This is a genomic window from Serratia sp. 2880STDY5682894, assembly GCF_001537385.1.
Taxonomy (GTDB): Bacteria; Pseudomonadota; Gammaproteobacteria; order Enterobacterales; family Enterobacteriaceae; genus Serratia; species Serratia nevei.
The window spans coordinates 399,736-416,718 of record NZ_FCJA01000002.1 but is presented as its reverse complement, the minus strand read 5'-3'; the positions used below and the strand labels follow the sequence as shown (position 1 = coordinate 416,718).

Genomic DNA, 16,983 nt, shown 5'->3' with positions numbered 1-16,983 from the left:
TCATTTGAAATATTAGATTAAATAGTGTGTCAAAATAAGAATTAACAAATACAAAACAAATAAATAGCAATACGAACATTCAATAAACAAAATAAATGCAGTATAAAAAACCAGTGAAATTAAGGAATGACATTAAAAGTAACAGCCGCTAACAGACAACCCCGCCGGCGCGCGAAATTGTTATGTTATAACAACAACACCCTTCCCTTTTATGCTGGTTACCCTTATGGCTAAGACGGACCTTTTGAACACCCGGTTATCTCGCCGCAGAATGATGTTGGCAGGGTTGGCGGCCCTGGCGCTGAACGGCGCCGTTTCCCCGCTGGCTCACGCCCACGGCCTGCCACGCCCCAAAAAGCAGAACGGCCCTCACGGGGCGCGAAAAAGATTCCTGGTCATGTTGGATCCCGGTCATGGCGGCATCGACTCCGGTGCCATTGGCCACACCGGTTCGCTGGAAAAACATGTCGTTCTGGAGATCGCCAGAAATGTGCGTGCACAGCTCGATCGACACGGCATCGATGCCCGCCTGACGCGCGACAGCGACGTTTTTATTCCGCTTTACGATCGGGTGGAGATCGCGCACCGGCATGGCGCGGATCTTTTCATGTCCATTCACGCCGACGGCTTTACCTGCCCCAGCGCCTGCGGCGCTTCGGTCTTTGCGCTTTCCAATAAAGGCGCCAGCAGCGCGATGGCAAAATACTTATCGAACAGTGAAAACGCGGCGGACGATCTCGCCGGCCCTAACGTCATCAAGAAAGACCGCTATTTGCAGAAGATACTGTTTGATTTGGAGCAGACGGAAACGATCAAAGAAAGCCTGGCGCTGGGCTCGCACCTGATTCAACATATTGCGCCCATCCATCATTTGCATGCCAAAAATACCGAACAGGCGGCCTTCGTGGTCTTAAAGTCCCCGTATATTCCTTCCGTTTTGGTGGAAACCTCTTTCATCACCAACCCTGAGGAAGAAAGGCTGCTCGGCACCCCCGCCTTCCGAAATAAAATTGCCACGGCGATCGCTCAGGGGATCGTCAGCTACTTTAAACGCGAAACGCACGCTTAAGCTTCGCCGGGGCGGCAAGCTCACGGGCTTGCCGCGCACAGGGACGGTGCCATCATGATAAAACGCAATCCTCGTTATTTTTCGGCGGTCATGCTTTTCCCCCTGCTGGCCTTGTTACCGCGCGGCGCCTTCGCCGTGTCGTTGACGGGATCGCAGCAAAACCGCCTGAATTTCTACGGCACGATTATCGCCAGACGCTACAGCGGCCACAACGAACGCGACGACGGCGACCGCAGCTACCTCTATTTCGGCCTGATAGGCAAAAAAAAGATCGCGCCGCGCTGGCAGGCCTACGCCCACTGGGAATATACCGTCAGCTTCGCCGACGCGACGCGCAACAGCACCCGGCTCGCCTATATCGGCGTGCAAAACGCCGCCCTGGGCAGCCTTGATATCGGCCGCAACTGGGGCGTGCTTTATGATGTGACCGCCCTGACCGATCGCTCTCCGCTGTTTAGAGAGATGGCCTACAACTACATCGACAACTTTATGCGCGGCCGGGCGCATAACCTGCTCACCTACCGCCAAACTTTCAGCCTGTTTCAGCGGCGCGCCGCCCTCGCGCTGCAATACCAGTTCAAAGACGGCGACGAACGGCAAGCGCCGGGCAAACAAAACGGCAACGGATTCGGTGCCTCGTTCCGTTATGCGCTGACGCCGACGCTCAGCCTCATCGCCGCCGCCTCGGCGTCTCAAACCACGCAGCGGCAGCAACACGCCGCCGGTTATCGCCGGCGCATCGACACGCTGGCCGAAGGGGTTCTCTATGCGTCGAAAAAAATCTATCTTGCGGCCGTGTTCACCCAAAGCGACAACGCCATCAGCCCGCAACAAACCGCTAACCGCGGCTCGGCGTCAAGTTATGAAGCGCTCGCCAAATATCGGCTGACGGACCATATTCAACCCAACATCGGCTATACCCGCTTGATACAGGCCCGGGCAGGCCGGAACACGGACTTATTGAACTATGAGGAGTTGGGGGTCACCTGGTTGCTCAACGGCAATATGCAGGTGTTCATTAACTATGAATTCAATAACCTTTCGCAGCACACGCCCGGCGTCGATGCGTCGGACAAGCTCGATATGGGCATCAGCTATCATTGGTGATCCGCTCTCCCGCAGCCAATAAAAAGCCCCGTCCGGTGAGGGGCGAGGCTCGCGACGCGTTGAGTCTTTAGCTGTTAACGAACGCCAGCAGATCGGCGTTGACCTGATCGGCATGGGTGGTCGGGATGCCGTGCGGCGCGCCCTTATAGGTATGGAGCGTGCCGTTTTGCACCAGCTTGGCCGACAGCACGCCGGAGTCCTGATAAGGCACCACCTGATCGTCGTCGCCGTGGATCACCAGCACCGGAATGGCAATCTTCTTGAGATCCTCGGTGAAATCGGTCTGCGAGAAGGCGACAATGCCGTCGTAGTGCGCCTTGGCGCCACCCATCATACCCTGGCGCCACCAGTTCCAGATAATCGCCTCAGAGGGTTTGGCGCCCGGGCGGTTATAGCCGTAGAACGGGCCGGCGGGCACGTCGTAATAGAACTGTGCCCGGTTGGCGGCCAGCTGCGCCTGGAAATCATCGAACACCGCTTTGGGGGTGCCCTGCGGATTGGCGTCGGTTTTTACCATCAGCGGCGGCACCGCGCTGATCAGCACCGCTTTGGACACCTTGTCCTCGGCGTGGCGCACGATATAGCGCACCACTTCGCCGCCGCCCGTCGAGTGGCCCACGTGCATCGCGCCCTGCACGCCCAGGTGTTTTACCACCGCGGCGACGTCATCGGCGTAGTGGTCCATGTCGTGCCCTTCCGACACCTGGCTGGAGCGGCCGTGGCCGCGGCGATCGTGCGCCACCACGCGGAACCCTTTGTTCACGAAGAACAGCATCTGGGCATCCCAGTCGTCGCTGGACAGCGGCCAGCCGTGGTGGAAGTAGATAACCTTGCCGTTTTTGGGGCCCCAATCCTTGTAGAAAATCTCGACGCCATCGCTGGTTGTTACGTAACCCATGTCGTTTCTCCCATTTACACTATGGTTAAAAAAGAAGGTTTATACTGCGCACGGCGCCGGGATCTCTGGCTCCCTCATCCCGGTTGGCCGACGATCTTGCGTTGATCGTTTAACGAGTATAGGTTTAAAGCTCACTTTAAGGTCAAACAGGATTCGGCAAACCGCATTCCCGCTTTCACTCGGCATCAGGAGAATTCAAGTGCAGGGAGATAACATCCTCATGACGATGGAGCAACGGCTTGCCGCCCAGCGCCATGCCTTCCTGCGCGACGGCGCACCGACGATCGCTCAGCGCAAAACCGCCCTGCGCCGCCTGCGGAGCGCCATTTTGGCCCAGCGCGGTGCGCTGACGGCGGCCGTCAGCGCGGACTTCGGCCACCGCTCGCCTTACGAAACCGACATTCTGGAGATCCTGGTCACCGTGCAGGCGATCGATTATCTGCTGCGCCACCTGAAGCGCTTTATGCAGCCGGAACGCCGCCACGTCGCCCTGCCGTACCAGGCCGGGCGCGCCTACGTGCAATACCAACCTAAAGGCGTGATTGGCGTCATGGCGCCGTGGAACTATCCCTTCTCGTTGACCTTCATCCCGCTGGCCACCGCCCTGGCCGCCGGCAACCGCGTGATGCTGAAACCTTCGGAGCTCACGCCGCGCACCAGCCAACTCATCGAAACGATGCTGGCGGCGCTGTTTCCCGCCGATGAGGTCGCGGTGGTGACCGGCGGGCCGGACGTCGGGGCCGGGTTCAGCACACTGGCGTTCGATCACCTGGTGTTCACCGGCAGCACGGCGATCGGCCGCCAGATCATGCAGGCGGCCGGTAAAAATCTGGTGCCCTTGACGCTCGAGCTGGGCGGCAAAAGCCCCGCCGTCGTGGCGCCCGGCGCGCTCACCGCCAGAACCGTTAACAGCCTGGCGTTCGGCAAGCTGTCGAACGCGGGCCAAACCTGCATCGCACCCGATTACCTGTTGATCCATCAGGACGATGTGGAAAACTTCATCGCGCTCTACGACGCGGCGGTCAAAGCGTTTTACCCTGACGGGCCGACGAGCCATGACTACGGCGCCATCATCAACGACAGGCACTACCAGCGTTTGCAAGATCTGCTCACCGACGCCCAGGCGCGGGGCGCGCGGATCGTTCCGGTGGGCCACCGCCCGGACTCGGCGGCGGAACGGCCGAAAACCCTCGCCCCCACGCTGATCGTCGGCGCCCCCGACGACAGCCGGATCATGCAAGAGGAGATCTTCGGGCCGCTGCTGCCGATACGCACCTACGCCGCCTTTGATGAAGCGATCGACGTGATCAACGCCGGGCCGCGCCCGCTGGCGCTGTACTACTTTGGCCCAGGTGGCACGCTGCAGGACAGGCTGCTGGCGCGCACCACCTCCGGCAACGTTAGCGTCAACGCCACCCTGCTGCATTTTGCCCAGGACGATCTGCCGTTCGGCGGCATCGGCCCCAGCGGCATGGGGGCCTATCACGGCATTGAAGGATTCCGGGCGCTGAGCCACGCCAAGGGCGTCTTCATCCAAAGCCGCTGGCACTTCACCGATCTGCTGCGCGCACCGTTCGGCAAGCTGGCAGACGCGGTGCTCAAGGTGATGCTGCGGCGTCGATAAGGCGGCGTGCCGGCTATCAATAACACAGCCATGAATCGCCGCAAGCTATCGCAATATTCACTCATTCCTATTTTATCTCTCCGCCGCCGCTGACTAAGCTTAGCCATGAGTCGCCCTGTGCCCGTTAGCGGCCAGGGCGATGTGATTCCATTGAGTTCAGTTACTTAGCGCAACACCCGACGCAAGCCTGACCCGCATGCCTTGTTAACCGCTCCACGCCCGGCGGCTGGAGCACCCTTACGGAAGCAGAGAGCGCATTATGACAACTGAAAGCAAATGCCCGTTTTCGGGCGGCAAGCAGCCCGCACCGCAAGACGGCCCCACCAATCAGGATTGGTGGCCTAATCAGCTCAGCCTGAAACCGCTGCATCAGCACTCCCCCCTGTCCGATCCGATGGACAAAGACTTCAACTACGCCGATGCCTTCAACAGCCTCGATCTGGCGGCGGTCAAACAGGATCTGCACGCCCTGATGACCGACTCGCAGGCATGGTGGCCGGCGGACTTCGGCCACTACGGCGGCCTGTTCATCCGCATGGCCTGGCACAGCGCCGGCACCTACCGCATCGGCGACGGCCGCGGCGGCGCGGGCGAAGGCCAGCAGCGCTTCGCCCCGCTCAACAGCTGGCCGGACAACGTCAGCCTCGACAAGGCGCGCCGCCTGCTGTGGCCCATCAAACAGAAATACGGCCGCAATATCTCCTGGGCCGACCTGATTATCCTGACCGGCAACGTAGCGCTGGAATCGATGGGCTTCAAAACCTTCGGCTACGCCGGCGGCCGCGCCGACACCTGGGAGCCGGACGACGTCTACTGGGGTTCGGAGAAGATCTGGCTGGAGCTGAGCGGCGGGCCAAACAGCCGCTACTCGGGCGACCGCGACCTGGAAGACCCGCTGGCGGCGGTGCAGATGGGCCTGATCTACGTCAACCCGGAAGGCCCGGACGGTAATCCCGATCCGGTGGCCGCCGCGCGCGACATTCGTGAAACCTTCGCCCGCATGGCGATGAACGACGAAGAAACCGTGGCGTTGATCGCCGGCGGTCACACCTTCGGCAAGACCCACGGCGCCGGCCCGGCGTCTAACGTCGGCGCCGATCCTGAAGCGGCCGGGCTGGAGTCGCAGGGCCTCGGCTGGCACAGCACCTTCGGCACCGGCGTCGGCAAAGACGCCATCACCAGCGGCCTGGAAGTCACCTGGACCACCACCCCAACCCAGTGGAACCACGACTTCTTCCGCCACCTGTTCGAATACGAATGGGAGCTGAGCCAAAGCCCGGCCGGCGCGCATCAGTGGGTGGCGAAAGACATCGGTGAAACCATTCCCGACGCCTTCGATCCGAACAAAAAACGCCGCCCGACCATGCTGACCACCGACCTGTCGCTGCGCTTCGATCCGGCCTACGAGAAGATTTCGCGCCGCTTCTATGAGCACCCGGAGGAGCTGGCCGACGCCTTCGCCCGCGCCTGGTTCAAGCTGACCCACCGCGACATGGGGCCGCGTGCGCGCTACCTCGGCCCGGAAGTGCCGCAGGAAGAGCTGATTTGGCAGGATCCGATCCCGGCGGTCGATCATCCGCTGATCGACGAGCATGACATCGCCGCGCTGAAAAACGCCGTGCTGGCTTCCGGCCTGCCGGTGTCGGCGCTGGTCTCCACCGCCTGGGCTTCCGCTTCGAGCTTCCGCGGTTCCGACAAACGCGGCGGCGCCAACGGCGCGCGCATTCGCCTGGCACCGCAAAAAGACTGGGCGGTCAACCAGCCTGCGCAGCTCGCCGCGACGCTGGCCAAGCTGGAGAGCATCCAACGCACCTTCAACGATGCCCAGACCGGCGGCAAGCGCGTCTCGCTGGCAGATCTGATCGTACTGGCCGGCGCCGCGGGCGTGGAACAGGCGGCGAAGAACGCCGGTTTGGCCCTGACGGTGCCGTTCGCGCCGGGCCGCATGGACGCTTCGCAGGAGCAGACCGACGTGGACTCTTTCGAAGCGATGGAGCCGCTCGCCGACGGATTCCGCAACTTCCTGAAGGGCAAATACCGCGTGCCGGCCGAAACGCTGCTGGTCGACAAGGCGCAGCTGCTGACCCTGACCGCGCCGGAAATGACGGTGCTGGTCGGCGGGCTGCGGGTGCTCGGTGCCAACGTCGGCGGCACGCAGCACGGCGTGTTCACCCAGCGGCCGCAGGCGCTGACCAACGACTTCTTCGTCAACCTGCTCGACATGGGCACCACCTGGCACCCGGTCGGTGAAGACGGCCTGTTCGAAGGGCGCGATCGCCGCAGCGGTGCGGTCAAGTGGACCGGCAGCCGCGTCGATCTGGTGTTCGGTTCACACGCGCAGCTGCGCGCGCTGGCCGAAGTCTACGGCAGCGCCGACGCGCAGGAGAAGTTCGCCCACGACTTCGTCGCCGCCTGGAACAAAGTGATGAACCTCGATCGTTTCGATCTGGCGTAACTAAGCGACAGCACAAAGCCCGCCACGGTAAACCTGGCGGGCTTTTTAATCATTGATGCATATCTTTATCGCAATCTCGTGCTAACGTTGGCTAACCGCAGCCAAGGAGATGGCATGATAAAGACATCGGACAGCGCTCACCCGCTCTTCAGCAGTTACAAAAAGACCTTCACTTACTCAGGCCGCGAAAGCCGTGGGCCTTACTCAATGCTGCTTTTGTGCCAACACGTTTGGTTTCTGCTTTATCTCGCCGTTATCGCCAGCAAGATGAATGAGATTTCCATTTTCGCGCTTGCGGCGTTTCTGCTGCCTATGCTAGCGGCCAATGTGCGCCGTTTGCATGATGCGGGTTACTCCGGTGGTTGGTGCCTGACATGGTTCTGCTTCACACCCTATGTAATGCTGATCTTCGCGCTGTTCCTTCCCGCTAAGAACATCAATAACCCTTACGACGATCGCCCAAACCTGGCGTAAGCCCCCTCAACGGCCTGCTTCGGCGAGCCATGGCTGGCGCCGCGATATTCTCTTTACCCGCTTATTCGTATTTACTCAACAAGTCATATAAAAATTTGATGGGCGGCAATTCTTTTAATGCTGTATTTATATTTAGACGGCAATGAAGACCGTAAACTCAGCTGGCTAATGCGATATATCCCATCCAGGAGAACACCATTATGGATTATCCTCGATTCACCTCAATATGCGCCAAGGCGGGCCTTATTCTCATCGCCGCCCCTTAGCGGCTGCGGGCCCGGCCGCCAAAGGCGCCCACCGTTTTTATGCCAATAAAAAAGAGGTTCTGCACCTGGGTGATATTTTCCCAGGCGCCAGACGCTCGCCCTTATTTAATGCTTCACCCCGCGCACTGCGCTTTTCTTTTTTATTTTTCAACCGACGGGAAAGGTCATAGGGAATCACACTTTACTCAGGAAAATAACCGCTACCTGGAGGTCATCATGCAACATATTATCGGTATTTCTTCTCGTCGGCTGAGGATATCGGCCCTTGCGCTGCTGCTCCCGGCACTGTCCTGGGCGGCCGATACGGCGTCTCTCGCCGTAGGGCCGCAATATGACACCACCCATGTCTACGTCGAACGCGGCAAGATGGATGCTTTTGTCGACAGCATTCTGAAAACATTCGGCGGTACCAGCACCGAACGCGTGCTGGTCAACGTCACGCCCACGCCGAGCGAAACTTACTCCCAGCTGATACTGACGCCGGCCGGCAGCTTCTCGGTGTTCGATTTCAAAACGCCGATCCCGCACCCGTTCGGCACCGAGCGCAACGGTTTTCTGGTCAGGGATATGGACGCCGCCATCCGCCAAGCCAGGGCCGCCGGCGCCGATGTGCAGGTTGCGCCTTTCGACGATCCGATCGGCCGCGACGCGGTGATCCAGTGGCCCGGCGGCGTCAACATGCAGCTCTATTGGCACACCAAGGCGCCTAACTACAAGCCGCTGCTGAGCGTGCCGGAAAACCGCCTGTATCTCTCCGCCTACCGCGTCGACGATTTCCTGAAAAGCTACCAGGCGTTCTCGCACGGCAAGGTCGTGAGCGACGAACAGGTCAGCGATACGGCGATCGGCCGCAGCGACAACGGTAAGATCCGTCAGATCGCGCTGGACTCCCGCTTCGGCAAAACGCGCATTTTCGTCACCGACGGGCATCTGCCTTATCCGTTCGGCCATGAGCGCACCGGCTATGGCGTCGACGATCTGCCGGCCACGCTGGCCAAAGCGACGGCCAGCGGCGCGCAGGTGCTGTGGCGTTCGACGGCGGCGGAGCGCCGCGCCTCGGCGCTGGTGCGTTTCCCCGGCGGCTACATCGCCGAAATTCACCAGGCGGCTAAATAAACCCAAGGCGCGCTGCGGCGCGCTTTTTTCTTCGGATATCCATGATGAAACGCACGCTTCCCGCACTGTTGCTGTTCTCCACGCTCCCCGCCCTGGCGGCGGAGCCCGCCGCGTCCCCCTGGAAAAACATCCCGTTGGGCGATGCGGCCACCCTGTCTTTCGACGGTTCACTGCGCGAGCGCTATGAATGGACAGATCAACGGGATCTGAGCGGCGGACGCGACGATACCTTCATGCAGCGCCTGCTGATTGGCGCACGCCTCGACTATGGCGACAACTTTGGCGCCTATGTTCAGTTGGGATCGTCACTGGCCACGCCGCGCGATCGCGGGCGCAAGCCGACCGACGAAGATCATGCCTATCTCGGTCAGGGCTATGTGGACTTAAAACTGCCCACCGCCTACGGCCTCGGCACCCTGCGGGTCGGCCGCCAGGAGATTGCGCTGGGTTCGCTACACCTGATGGGCACCCGCGACGGCCCCAACGTGCGCCGTTCTTTCGACGCCGTCCGCGCCAGCTGGGCCAAGGATAAAAACCGCCTCGACGCCTTTATCGGCCATCCCGTCACCCTTAAAACCGGCAGTTTCGACGACGATACCGACAACAGCCAAAAGGTGTGGGGGCTGTACGGCACCACGCCGCTGGCCGCGCTGGCTTCCTCGCTCGATCTCTACACCTTCGGCTTTGAGGATAGCGATGCCCACTACGCGCAGCTCAGCGGGCAAGAGCGGCGCTATACCGTCGGCGCGCGCATTTTCGGCGCGGCGCAGGGATTCGACTGGGACAACGAGGCCGCCTGGCAGTTCGGCAGCGCAGAACAGCGTGACATCCGCGCCTGGTCGGCGTCGGCGCACGCCGGGTATACGGTGAGCGACTGGCGCTGGCAACCGCGCTTCGGCGGCAAGATTGGCATCGCCAGCGGCGATAAAAACGGTCACGATGGGCAGCTCAATACTTTTAACGCCATGTACCCCAAGCTGCCCTACCTGACCGAGAACGGACTGGTGGCGCCGGCTAACCTGATCGCCATCCACCCTTCGGTCACGATTACGCCGTGGCAAACCCTGTCCATCGATTTCAGCTGGGACGCGCTATGGCGGCAACGCCGCGAGGATGCCTTCTATCTCGGGCCGATGCGCCCGGTGAAAGGCAGCGAGCAGGGCTCGCGCTTTATCGGCAATCAGTATCAGGTCGAAACCACCTGGACGCCACGCAGCGATCTCCAGTTCAAAGTGGCCTATGTCTACTTCGACGTCGGCCACAGCCTGCAGCAACATGCCGGGCTGAAAGACATGAACTTCGTGCTGGCGCAGGGCACCTACAGTTTTTAAGTATCAGTCAAGTTAATTGGTGTACGCGGGTGCCCTTAATAATCCCGAACTCAATTAATGACGATCGTCGGCGTGTGGCCGCCTCTATGCGTTACGGCAATGGCGGTTACTCACCGCCATTCACAGATAAAAATCAAAGAAAAGCAAAAAGATAAATCAGTCACATAAACTTCGCGAGCCAATTACAGAGTAATATTAAATAAAGGTTTAATTCCACCTGGTTATTTAAGCACGCCTTTTACGCATATCTTATGTAAAAGATTCATATAAGAATAACTCATTAATAAAATAATTATGCCTATACTGCTTTCAGCCAATCACTGCGCACCATTAATTCCTCACCGTGATTAATGATAAGGACATATCCCGCTTGAGTGCGATATTCAAGCCAGACCAAGGAGGCAAGCCAATGATATCACCTTAATTATCCCTGATTTTCAAACCTGTGTACGAGCATATAGAGCGTTAGGTGCAATATTGTCAACGTCCAAAGGAGTTTGATATGTCATTAGCGACCGATAAGATTTCCGATTATTTAACCCGTTATGAAAGAGGCGATCACGCGGGGAGCAGTAAACCGTCATATACCACGCAAGAGGTTTCAGATCTGCTGCTGAGGAGCCATTATTCCGCCAATGGCAAAGGCGTGACCGACCATGCGGCTACCTTGACCTACTCTTTCCCCGTCTATACCGGCAGCGACAAGACGGGCGCCGCGCAGCTTACCGCCGCGCAGCAAGCCCAAACCAAGCTTTCATTGCAGTCCTGGTCGGACGTGGCCAATATCACCTTCACCGAGGTCAAAGGCACCGATGCCAAAAGCGCTGATATAAAGTTTGGTTTTTATAAGGCGGCCAGCGGAGGCAATTACACCTCCTATGAAAGTACGCAAAACGACCTTAAAAGCACCATCTGGATCAGCGGTAACAAAGGCTACGACGCTTCGAATCCGCAGACCAATAACTATGCCAGGGATACGCTCACCCATGAAATAGGGCATGCGCTCGGGCTCTCCCACCCCGGAAACTATGATGCCTCCAACGCGACTTACCCCACCTACACCAACTCGGCGAAATATTATGAGGACGACCATCAATATTCTTTGATGAGCTATTTTAGTGAACAAAACACCGGTACCGACTATAAAGGCGTATGGCCCTCGGGGCCGCAGCTGGATGATATTACCGCCATTCAGAAGCTGTACGGCGCGAATACCACCACGCGCACCGGCGATACCACCTATGGTTTCAACTCGAATACGGACAGAGACTTTTTGAGCGTTAAGACGTCCACGGACAAAATCGTGGCGGCTATCTGGGATGCCGGCGGCAATGACACGCTGGATTTTTCAGGCTACAGCCAGGATCAGCGCATCAACATTAACGAAGGCGCATTCTCAGATGTGGGCGGATTGAAGGCGAATATCGCCATCGCCTACGGCGCGCAGATTGAAAATATCATCGGCGGCAGCGGCGCCGACATTTTAGTGGGCAACGCGCTGAACAATACGCTAAAAGGCGGTGCAGGCAACGACATCATTTACGGTGCCGGCGGCGCCGATCAGCTCTGGGGCAATGCAGGCGCCGACACCTTCGTCTTCCGCGCAGCCGGCGACAGCCAAGCCGCCGCACCGGACTGGATCCGTGATTTCCAGACGGCGGTGGATAAAATCGATCTCTCGTGGATCAACCAGACGGCTAAGGCAGAAGGGAGCGAGTTGCACTTCGTGAATAGTTTAAGCGGCTCGTTGTATGAAGCGGCGCTGAATTATGACGCGCAGCAGAATGTCACCGATCTGGCCATCAATCTCTCCGGCAATCAATTGCCTGATTTCCTGGTTAAAATCGTTGGGCAGGTCGACGCCTCCGCCGATATTCTCGTCTAGCCAAGACAAACCCGCAGTCCGGCGCGAACGCCGGACTGTTTATTTCTTTTCAGGCCTGCCGCTGGCGTTTTTTGCGCGGTTCCCACATCCATCGCCAAAGCAGTAAATGGGTGTGGGGAGCAACGGAACAACAAACACACTTAAGCAGTCAATTTAAATGACCATTGATCTATAAATTAATAAGTTATCACGTCATCGCCAGAAATCATCCGTTCTACTTTCTTGTCTCATCCACCACACAACAAACGATTGTCATTATCATTTGATATTTATTCTTGATGCTCACAAACTACTGTTCATACATACAGATTTCGTACTTTTTTTAACCATCTTCGCCTTAAATGCGCAGCGTCGTTAACTGTCTTTAAGGCGTTACCATGCGCCATTTCCATGGCAGGAACTTATTAATAAACTGAGGAATTATCATGGCTGAACAAAAGAAAAATGCCCAGGTACAGAGTGGCGTCAACGACGACATCACCGAACTTAAATCACTCACCACCCTTCGCAAACGGGTCATCAGCGACGATGAAATCGTCTCAAAATCTGCCAACGGCTTTCGACTGGCCAACGGCAACACCGGCGTGATGTTGCGTAACGATGGCAAAGATTTTTATGCCCTGACCACACCAAACGGGCAGGCCCAGGACGGGCAGTGGAACACGCTGCGCCCCTTCTCGTTCAATCTGGTTTCCGGTCGGGTGGCTCTGCGCAACGGCGTAGATATCTCCGGCGGGGCGATGGTGTCGCATAATGCCGGCATCTCCACCGCGACCACCGGTCCAGCCCCACTTATTAATGGGCAGGTCTATGATGCGGCTGCCGTACATACCGACTTCACCAGCGGTAACGTCACTACGGCCATGTTGATGGGGTCACGCGTGGTCGCCGGCAAAGAGGATTATGGCCTGCTCTCTTACCGCGACTGGCAGGGAAACTGGAATGAACTCCGGGTCAAACCCAATGCCGAGCTGTCTGTTGGGCAACTGACCAAACGCAACGCTCACGGATGGTTCACTGCAAGCCCGCCTGAGAATGTCGATAAATCGCAGGAATCCCTCACCAACGGGCTTTATTTACCTAATCCAGGTAACAAACACGTAAAAATTTATCATCACGACCATGTGAAGTACAACGAGCTGGTCATTAACGTGAGTGACGGTAATAAAAATAGCTGGTTCGTTTTCAAAGAAGACGGCTATGCCGTCACCGGCGGCGGGTGGAACATCAGCTCTGACGTCCGTATGAAAACGGAAATAACCCCAATCGACGGCGCCCTGGACAAGCTGGCCAACATCGGCGGCTACACCTACCTCAAACAGGGCGTGCCGGAAGCCGGCGTGATTGCACAGGAAGTGGAAGAAATTCTCCCCCAATCCGTTGCCCAGACCGAGCTGAAACTCAATGACGGCAGCGTACTGAAAGATGCCCGCAGCATCAATATCAACGGCGTAGTGGCGTTGCTGGTTGAGGCGCTTAAGGAAGAACGCTCACTGCGCGAAGCAGAACGAGAGGCTTTTGAAAGACGACTGGCAGCCTTGGAAAAAGGCATTGAGCGCGCCTGATTAACAATATTGGGGGGGTTAGCACTGAATGCCTCTCAGCGCCTTTACAGGTGAGTACCACGCGTACAACACGATGACGGAAAGGAACTCAATTATGAATGGATTTAATTACGGTGATGGTAAAGGAAGGGAGCGTCAAGGCGGTGTAAATGCAAAAGCTGCTTCCCGGTTCGATAATGTCTGCGTTATTCGCAGCTCGGCATCGCGTTGATTACATCGTTCTATTTGAAGAGGGATCGGATTATGACACGATATGAAGATACAACGCAGTATGAACGCGATGTAATGACTTCAATGGGATACAACTGGAATGGACATGGGTGGCAACGAGGGTTTGACTTATCAGATAGCAATATGGTTGTAGAAGCATGGGTTGGCGAGGGTTTACCTGATAGACAGAAGGAATTGAGTAATATTACCCATATCTGGGATCAAAAAATTTCCGATATTAATAAACCGATAAGTGCTTTTGATCCTGACGATGATGATATCACGCCATTCAGTAATGAAGCAAAAGAGAGTTATCGTGAGGATTCGGATAAAGCCATTCAGTTTTACGCTAATAAAGTCAATGAAGCTGACAACAAAATTAAAGAAATTCAAAAGGATATTGATGCATTAAGCAAGAAAGCTGAAAGCAGTCAACTTAGTGAATTCGAGAAAGCAAACCTAAAAGCAATTATTAGTAAGTTAAAGGTAAGCAAAGAACGTCTTACCATTCTTCGAAACGAAGCTAATAAGAGAAAAGTACATCAGGAATATTTAAAGCTGAATAATGAAAGCTGGTTCTTCTCTAGAGAAAAACCTACGCCCTGGGTTAGGGAGCAGCAATCATTGACCAGAAAAGAGATGGGTAACAAACTGGAAGAGGAGAAGAGAATACAATTAGAAATTGACGCAGCTAAACAAAATATTGAACATTTAGAAAGTGAACTGCGCGAGAAGGAAGAGGAGGTCCGCAAAGCTGAGGAAGCTCGCAAGGCAGAGGAAGCCCGTCGAGCGGAAGCAGCCCGCAAAGCCGAAGAGGCCCGTAAGGCAGAGGAAGCCCGCAAGGCTGAAGCAGCACGGAAAGCGCTGTTCGCCAAAGCCGGCGTACTGGACGCCCCGGTCTATACACCCGGCATGATAAAAGCGGCCAATGCCGCGATGGCCACGGCCGGGGTCATGGTGCTCAACCGCGCGGGCGGTATGGTACAATTATCGACATGGATCAACAGCGTGATGACCAGCGCCAGTGAGCTGGCCGGCTGGGTATCCGGTGGAGTGTGGCGCGGCGCCGTCGAAGTTTCCCGGGTTGTCACGCTCAGTGCGGTAGCTCCGGCAGTCGGCGCCTTCGTTTTCGGATTCTGGCCGGGGAAAGCCGGTGAAAGTCAGAGCGATATTGATAAATTGCTGGGTCGTGATTTGACACAGATGTTTACCGTTCCGGCCAGCCTGGTTGCCGCAGGGAAAACACAGATTCAGCCGGAAATGACCACGGTCAATTTGCCGGTGCGCGGGTTTATTCGCCGGGGGAATAACGGTCAGCAAGAGGTAATACTGGTCAAAACAGGAACGAGCGGCGTCTCCGCTACCGTGCCGGTGTATCGGCCGGTGCGCGATGAAAAAACCGGCCTGGACCGGATCACCTTGCCGGCGGTGGCCGGTGCGCCGGGGCGAACCATTTTGATAAACCCGGGCGCTGCCCCGTCGGGGCCGTGGCATACCGGCAATCCTGCGCCTGCAGCGCCGGTAACGCCGGTGCATACCGGTACGGAGATAAAGCAGGCCGACAGTATCGTCACGACGACGTTCCCTGCAGATGACATGCCACTGCAGGATTTTATCTACTGGCAGCCTGATGCAACGGGGACCGGCGTTGAGCCTGTCTATGTCATGCTCAGTGGTATCTATGGTGAAACCAACGCTAAAGGACAATACAGTGGTCGCGACTACAACACGGACAAGGCCGGTGGCCCAATTCAGAATCTGGACTGGAAAACTGCCACCATTGACCGCGCCGGCGTGGACAAGGTGAAGCTGCATACCGGGCGGTTTGGAGAATCTCCCGATAACAAGGTGATGATTGACCGCCTGGAAAAAATCCTGAAGGGAGAAGTACAGCCCACCGATACCGACAAGCGTTTTTACACCCACGAACTCAGGGAATTGGAGCGTTATAGAGCAGTTGGTGTTCCTGATGGAATATCACCTGATGACGATGGTGCTACGTGGAATAACACTCATACGGCGACGTTGGAAGATTACAAATTAAGTAGCGATCGCTCTCTATTATATACACCAGAAGCATTAAAAGCTGGTGATGAATAAATCCAGAGGCTATATATGATTGATTTTAAACCTATGTTTGAAAATGAACAAATCCGAGACATAGTTTTATTCTTGTCGGGACGAAAAGAAAACGGGATATCTCATCCTCAATTAGATGGGTATTGCACTATGTATGGTAATAAACGTATATCAAACATTGAACTGATTTCATTAGTGAAAAGTATGCGAGAAAAAGGGGATGTATCATCTAATGGAAAAGGTGGCTATAAAAAAGGTCCAAACTGGAAAGAACCCGCATTCGTAACCGAGAAAAAATACGGTATTGAATAATTACCAGTGCCTTCCATAAGTGCGTTTTAAGCAGCGTCCAACAAACGAGCGTTTGTTGGACGTTTTCGTTGATGGCTAATTCCACGCCAGATTGGTTTTCAGTCGAGCCCAAGGTCAGAAAACGACGGTTTTGGCTCCGTTGCTCCCCCCAAATCGCGCATACGAGGTCACACCGCCTCCAGCTCCCTCGCCAGGGTGGCGACCAGCTCCGCCGCCGGCATCGGCCGCGCCAGGCCCACTCCCTGCCCGGCCCACAGCGACATAAACTCCCCGCGCCCGGCCTTGGCCGCCGCCTGGCGGATATCGCCGGTGAGCGCGTTCTGCACCGGATAAGGCAGGATCTGCGCCTCTTCCGCGCGCATCTGGCGCATGAAATCATTGACGATACCGCGCGCCGGGCGGCCGCTGAAGGCGCGCGTCAGGCGCGTGCTGTCATCGCCGGCGTTGCGCAGCGCCACCCGCCAGGCATCGGCGATGCCCGACTCCGGGCTGCACAGGAACGCGGTGCCCAGCTGCGCCGCCTGCGCGCCCAGCAAGCGCGCCGCCGCGATGCCGCGCCCGTTCATGATGCCGCCCGCGGCGATCACCGGGA

The 16,983-nt window shown here is 57.0% G+C and carries 13 protein-coding genes; 11 read left to right on the top strand and 2 right to left on the bottom strand.

Annotated features, from left to right (window positions below; genetic code table 11):
- The first annotated feature begins 226 nt into the window (after nucleotides 1–226).
- Nucleotides 227–1,069: an N-acetylmuramoyl-L-alanine amidase AmiA gene (gene amiA, locus AWX27_RS06710; RefSeq protein ID WP_060420869.1), complete on the top strand. Its 843-nt coding sequence runs from the start codon at nucleotides 227–229 to the stop codon at nucleotides 1,067–1,069.
- 54 nt (nucleotides 1,070–1,123) lie between these two features.
- A complete protein-coding gene (locus tag AWX27_RS06705; RefSeq protein ID WP_060420352.1) occupies nucleotides 1,124–2,176 on the top strand; it encodes a porin in 1,053 nt (350 codons plus the stop codon).
- Nucleotides 2,177–2,243: 67 nt separating this feature from the next.
- Here the strand turns inward: AWX27_RS06705 and AWX27_RS06700 are convergent, their stop codons facing one another.
- The gene (locus tag AWX27_RS06700) at nucleotides 2,244–3,074 is read right to left on the bottom strand and encodes an alpha/beta fold hydrolase (protein WP_060420350.1); all 831 of its coding nucleotides are present in this window, start codon (nucleotides 3,072–3,074) and stop codon (nucleotides 2,244–2,246) included.
- Nucleotides 3,075–3,294: 220 nt separating this feature from the next.
- On the opposite strand from AWX27_RS06700, the gene AWX27_RS06695 reads away from it, so the two are divergent.
- The 9 genes from AWX27_RS06695 (at nucleotide 3,295) to AWX27_RS24415 (ending at nucleotide 16,391) form a co-directional block, all read left to right on the top strand.
- Entirely contained in the window at nucleotides 3,295–4,698 is a 1,404-nt protein-coding gene (locus tag AWX27_RS06695) for a coniferyl aldehyde dehydrogenase (protein WP_060420348.1), read from the top strand.
- Between the two features lie 259 nt (nucleotides 4,699–4,957).
- Nucleotides 4,958–7,153 (top strand): catalase/peroxidase HPI, encoded by a 2,196-nt coding sequence (katG, locus tag AWX27_RS06690; RefSeq protein ID WP_060420346.1) that lies wholly within the window; start codon nucleotides 4,958–4,960, stop codon nucleotides 7,151–7,153.
- Between the two features lie 114 nt (nucleotides 7,154–7,267).
- On the top strand, nucleotides 7,268–7,627 hold the full coding sequence (locus AWX27_RS06685) for a DUF805 domain-containing protein (RefSeq protein WP_060420345.1): 360 nt from the start codon (nucleotides 7,268–7,270) through the stop codon (nucleotides 7,625–7,627).
- Between the two features lie 482 nt (nucleotides 7,628–8,109).
- Nucleotides 8,110–9,009 carry a VOC family protein gene (locus AWX27_RS06680; protein ID WP_060420343.1) on the top strand — a complete coding sequence of 300 codons (900 nt, stop codon included), beginning with the start codon at nucleotides 8,110–8,112 and terminating at the stop codon, nucleotides 9,007–9,009.
- 41 nt (nucleotides 9,010–9,050) lie between these two features.
- Nucleotides 9,051–10,340 carry an alginate export family protein gene (locus AWX27_RS06675; RefSeq protein WP_060420341.1) on the top strand — a complete coding sequence of 430 codons (1,290 nt, stop codon included), beginning with the start codon at nucleotides 9,051–9,053 and terminating at the stop codon, nucleotides 10,338–10,340.
- Nucleotides 10,341–10,842: 502 nt separating this feature from the next.
- On the top strand, nucleotides 10,843–12,225 hold the full coding sequence (locus AWX27_RS06670) for a serralysin family metalloprotease (RefSeq protein WP_060420339.1): 1,383 nt from the start codon (nucleotides 10,843–10,845) through the stop codon (nucleotides 12,223–12,225).
- Between the two features lie 425 nt (nucleotides 12,226–12,650).
- On the top strand, nucleotides 12,651–13,790 hold the full coding sequence (locus tag AWX27_RS06665; RefSeq protein WP_060420337.1) for a tail fiber domain-containing protein: 1,140 nt from the start codon (nucleotides 12,651–12,653) through the stop codon (nucleotides 13,788–13,790).
- Nucleotides 13,791–14,033: 243 nt separating this feature from the next.
- Nucleotides 14,034–16,100: an S-type pyocin domain-containing protein gene (locus tag AWX27_RS25280; RefSeq protein WP_230200948.1), complete on the top strand. Its 2,067-nt coding sequence runs from the start codon at nucleotides 14,034–14,036 to the stop codon at nucleotides 16,098–16,100.
- 15 nt (nucleotides 16,101–16,115) lie between these two features.
- Nucleotides 16,116–16,391, top strand: coding sequence for a hypothetical protein (locus tag AWX27_RS24415; RefSeq protein ID WP_072265420.1), 276 nt, complete (start codon nucleotides 16,116–16,118; stop codon nucleotides 16,389–16,391).
- 167 nt (nucleotides 16,392–16,558) lie between these two features.
- Here AWX27_RS24415 and AWX27_RS06655 read toward each other — a convergent pair.
- A partial coding sequence (locus tag AWX27_RS06655) for an NAD(P)H-dependent flavin oxidoreductase (RefSeq protein WP_197414192.1) occupies nucleotides 16,559–16,983 on the bottom strand: 425 nt, incomplete at its 5' end.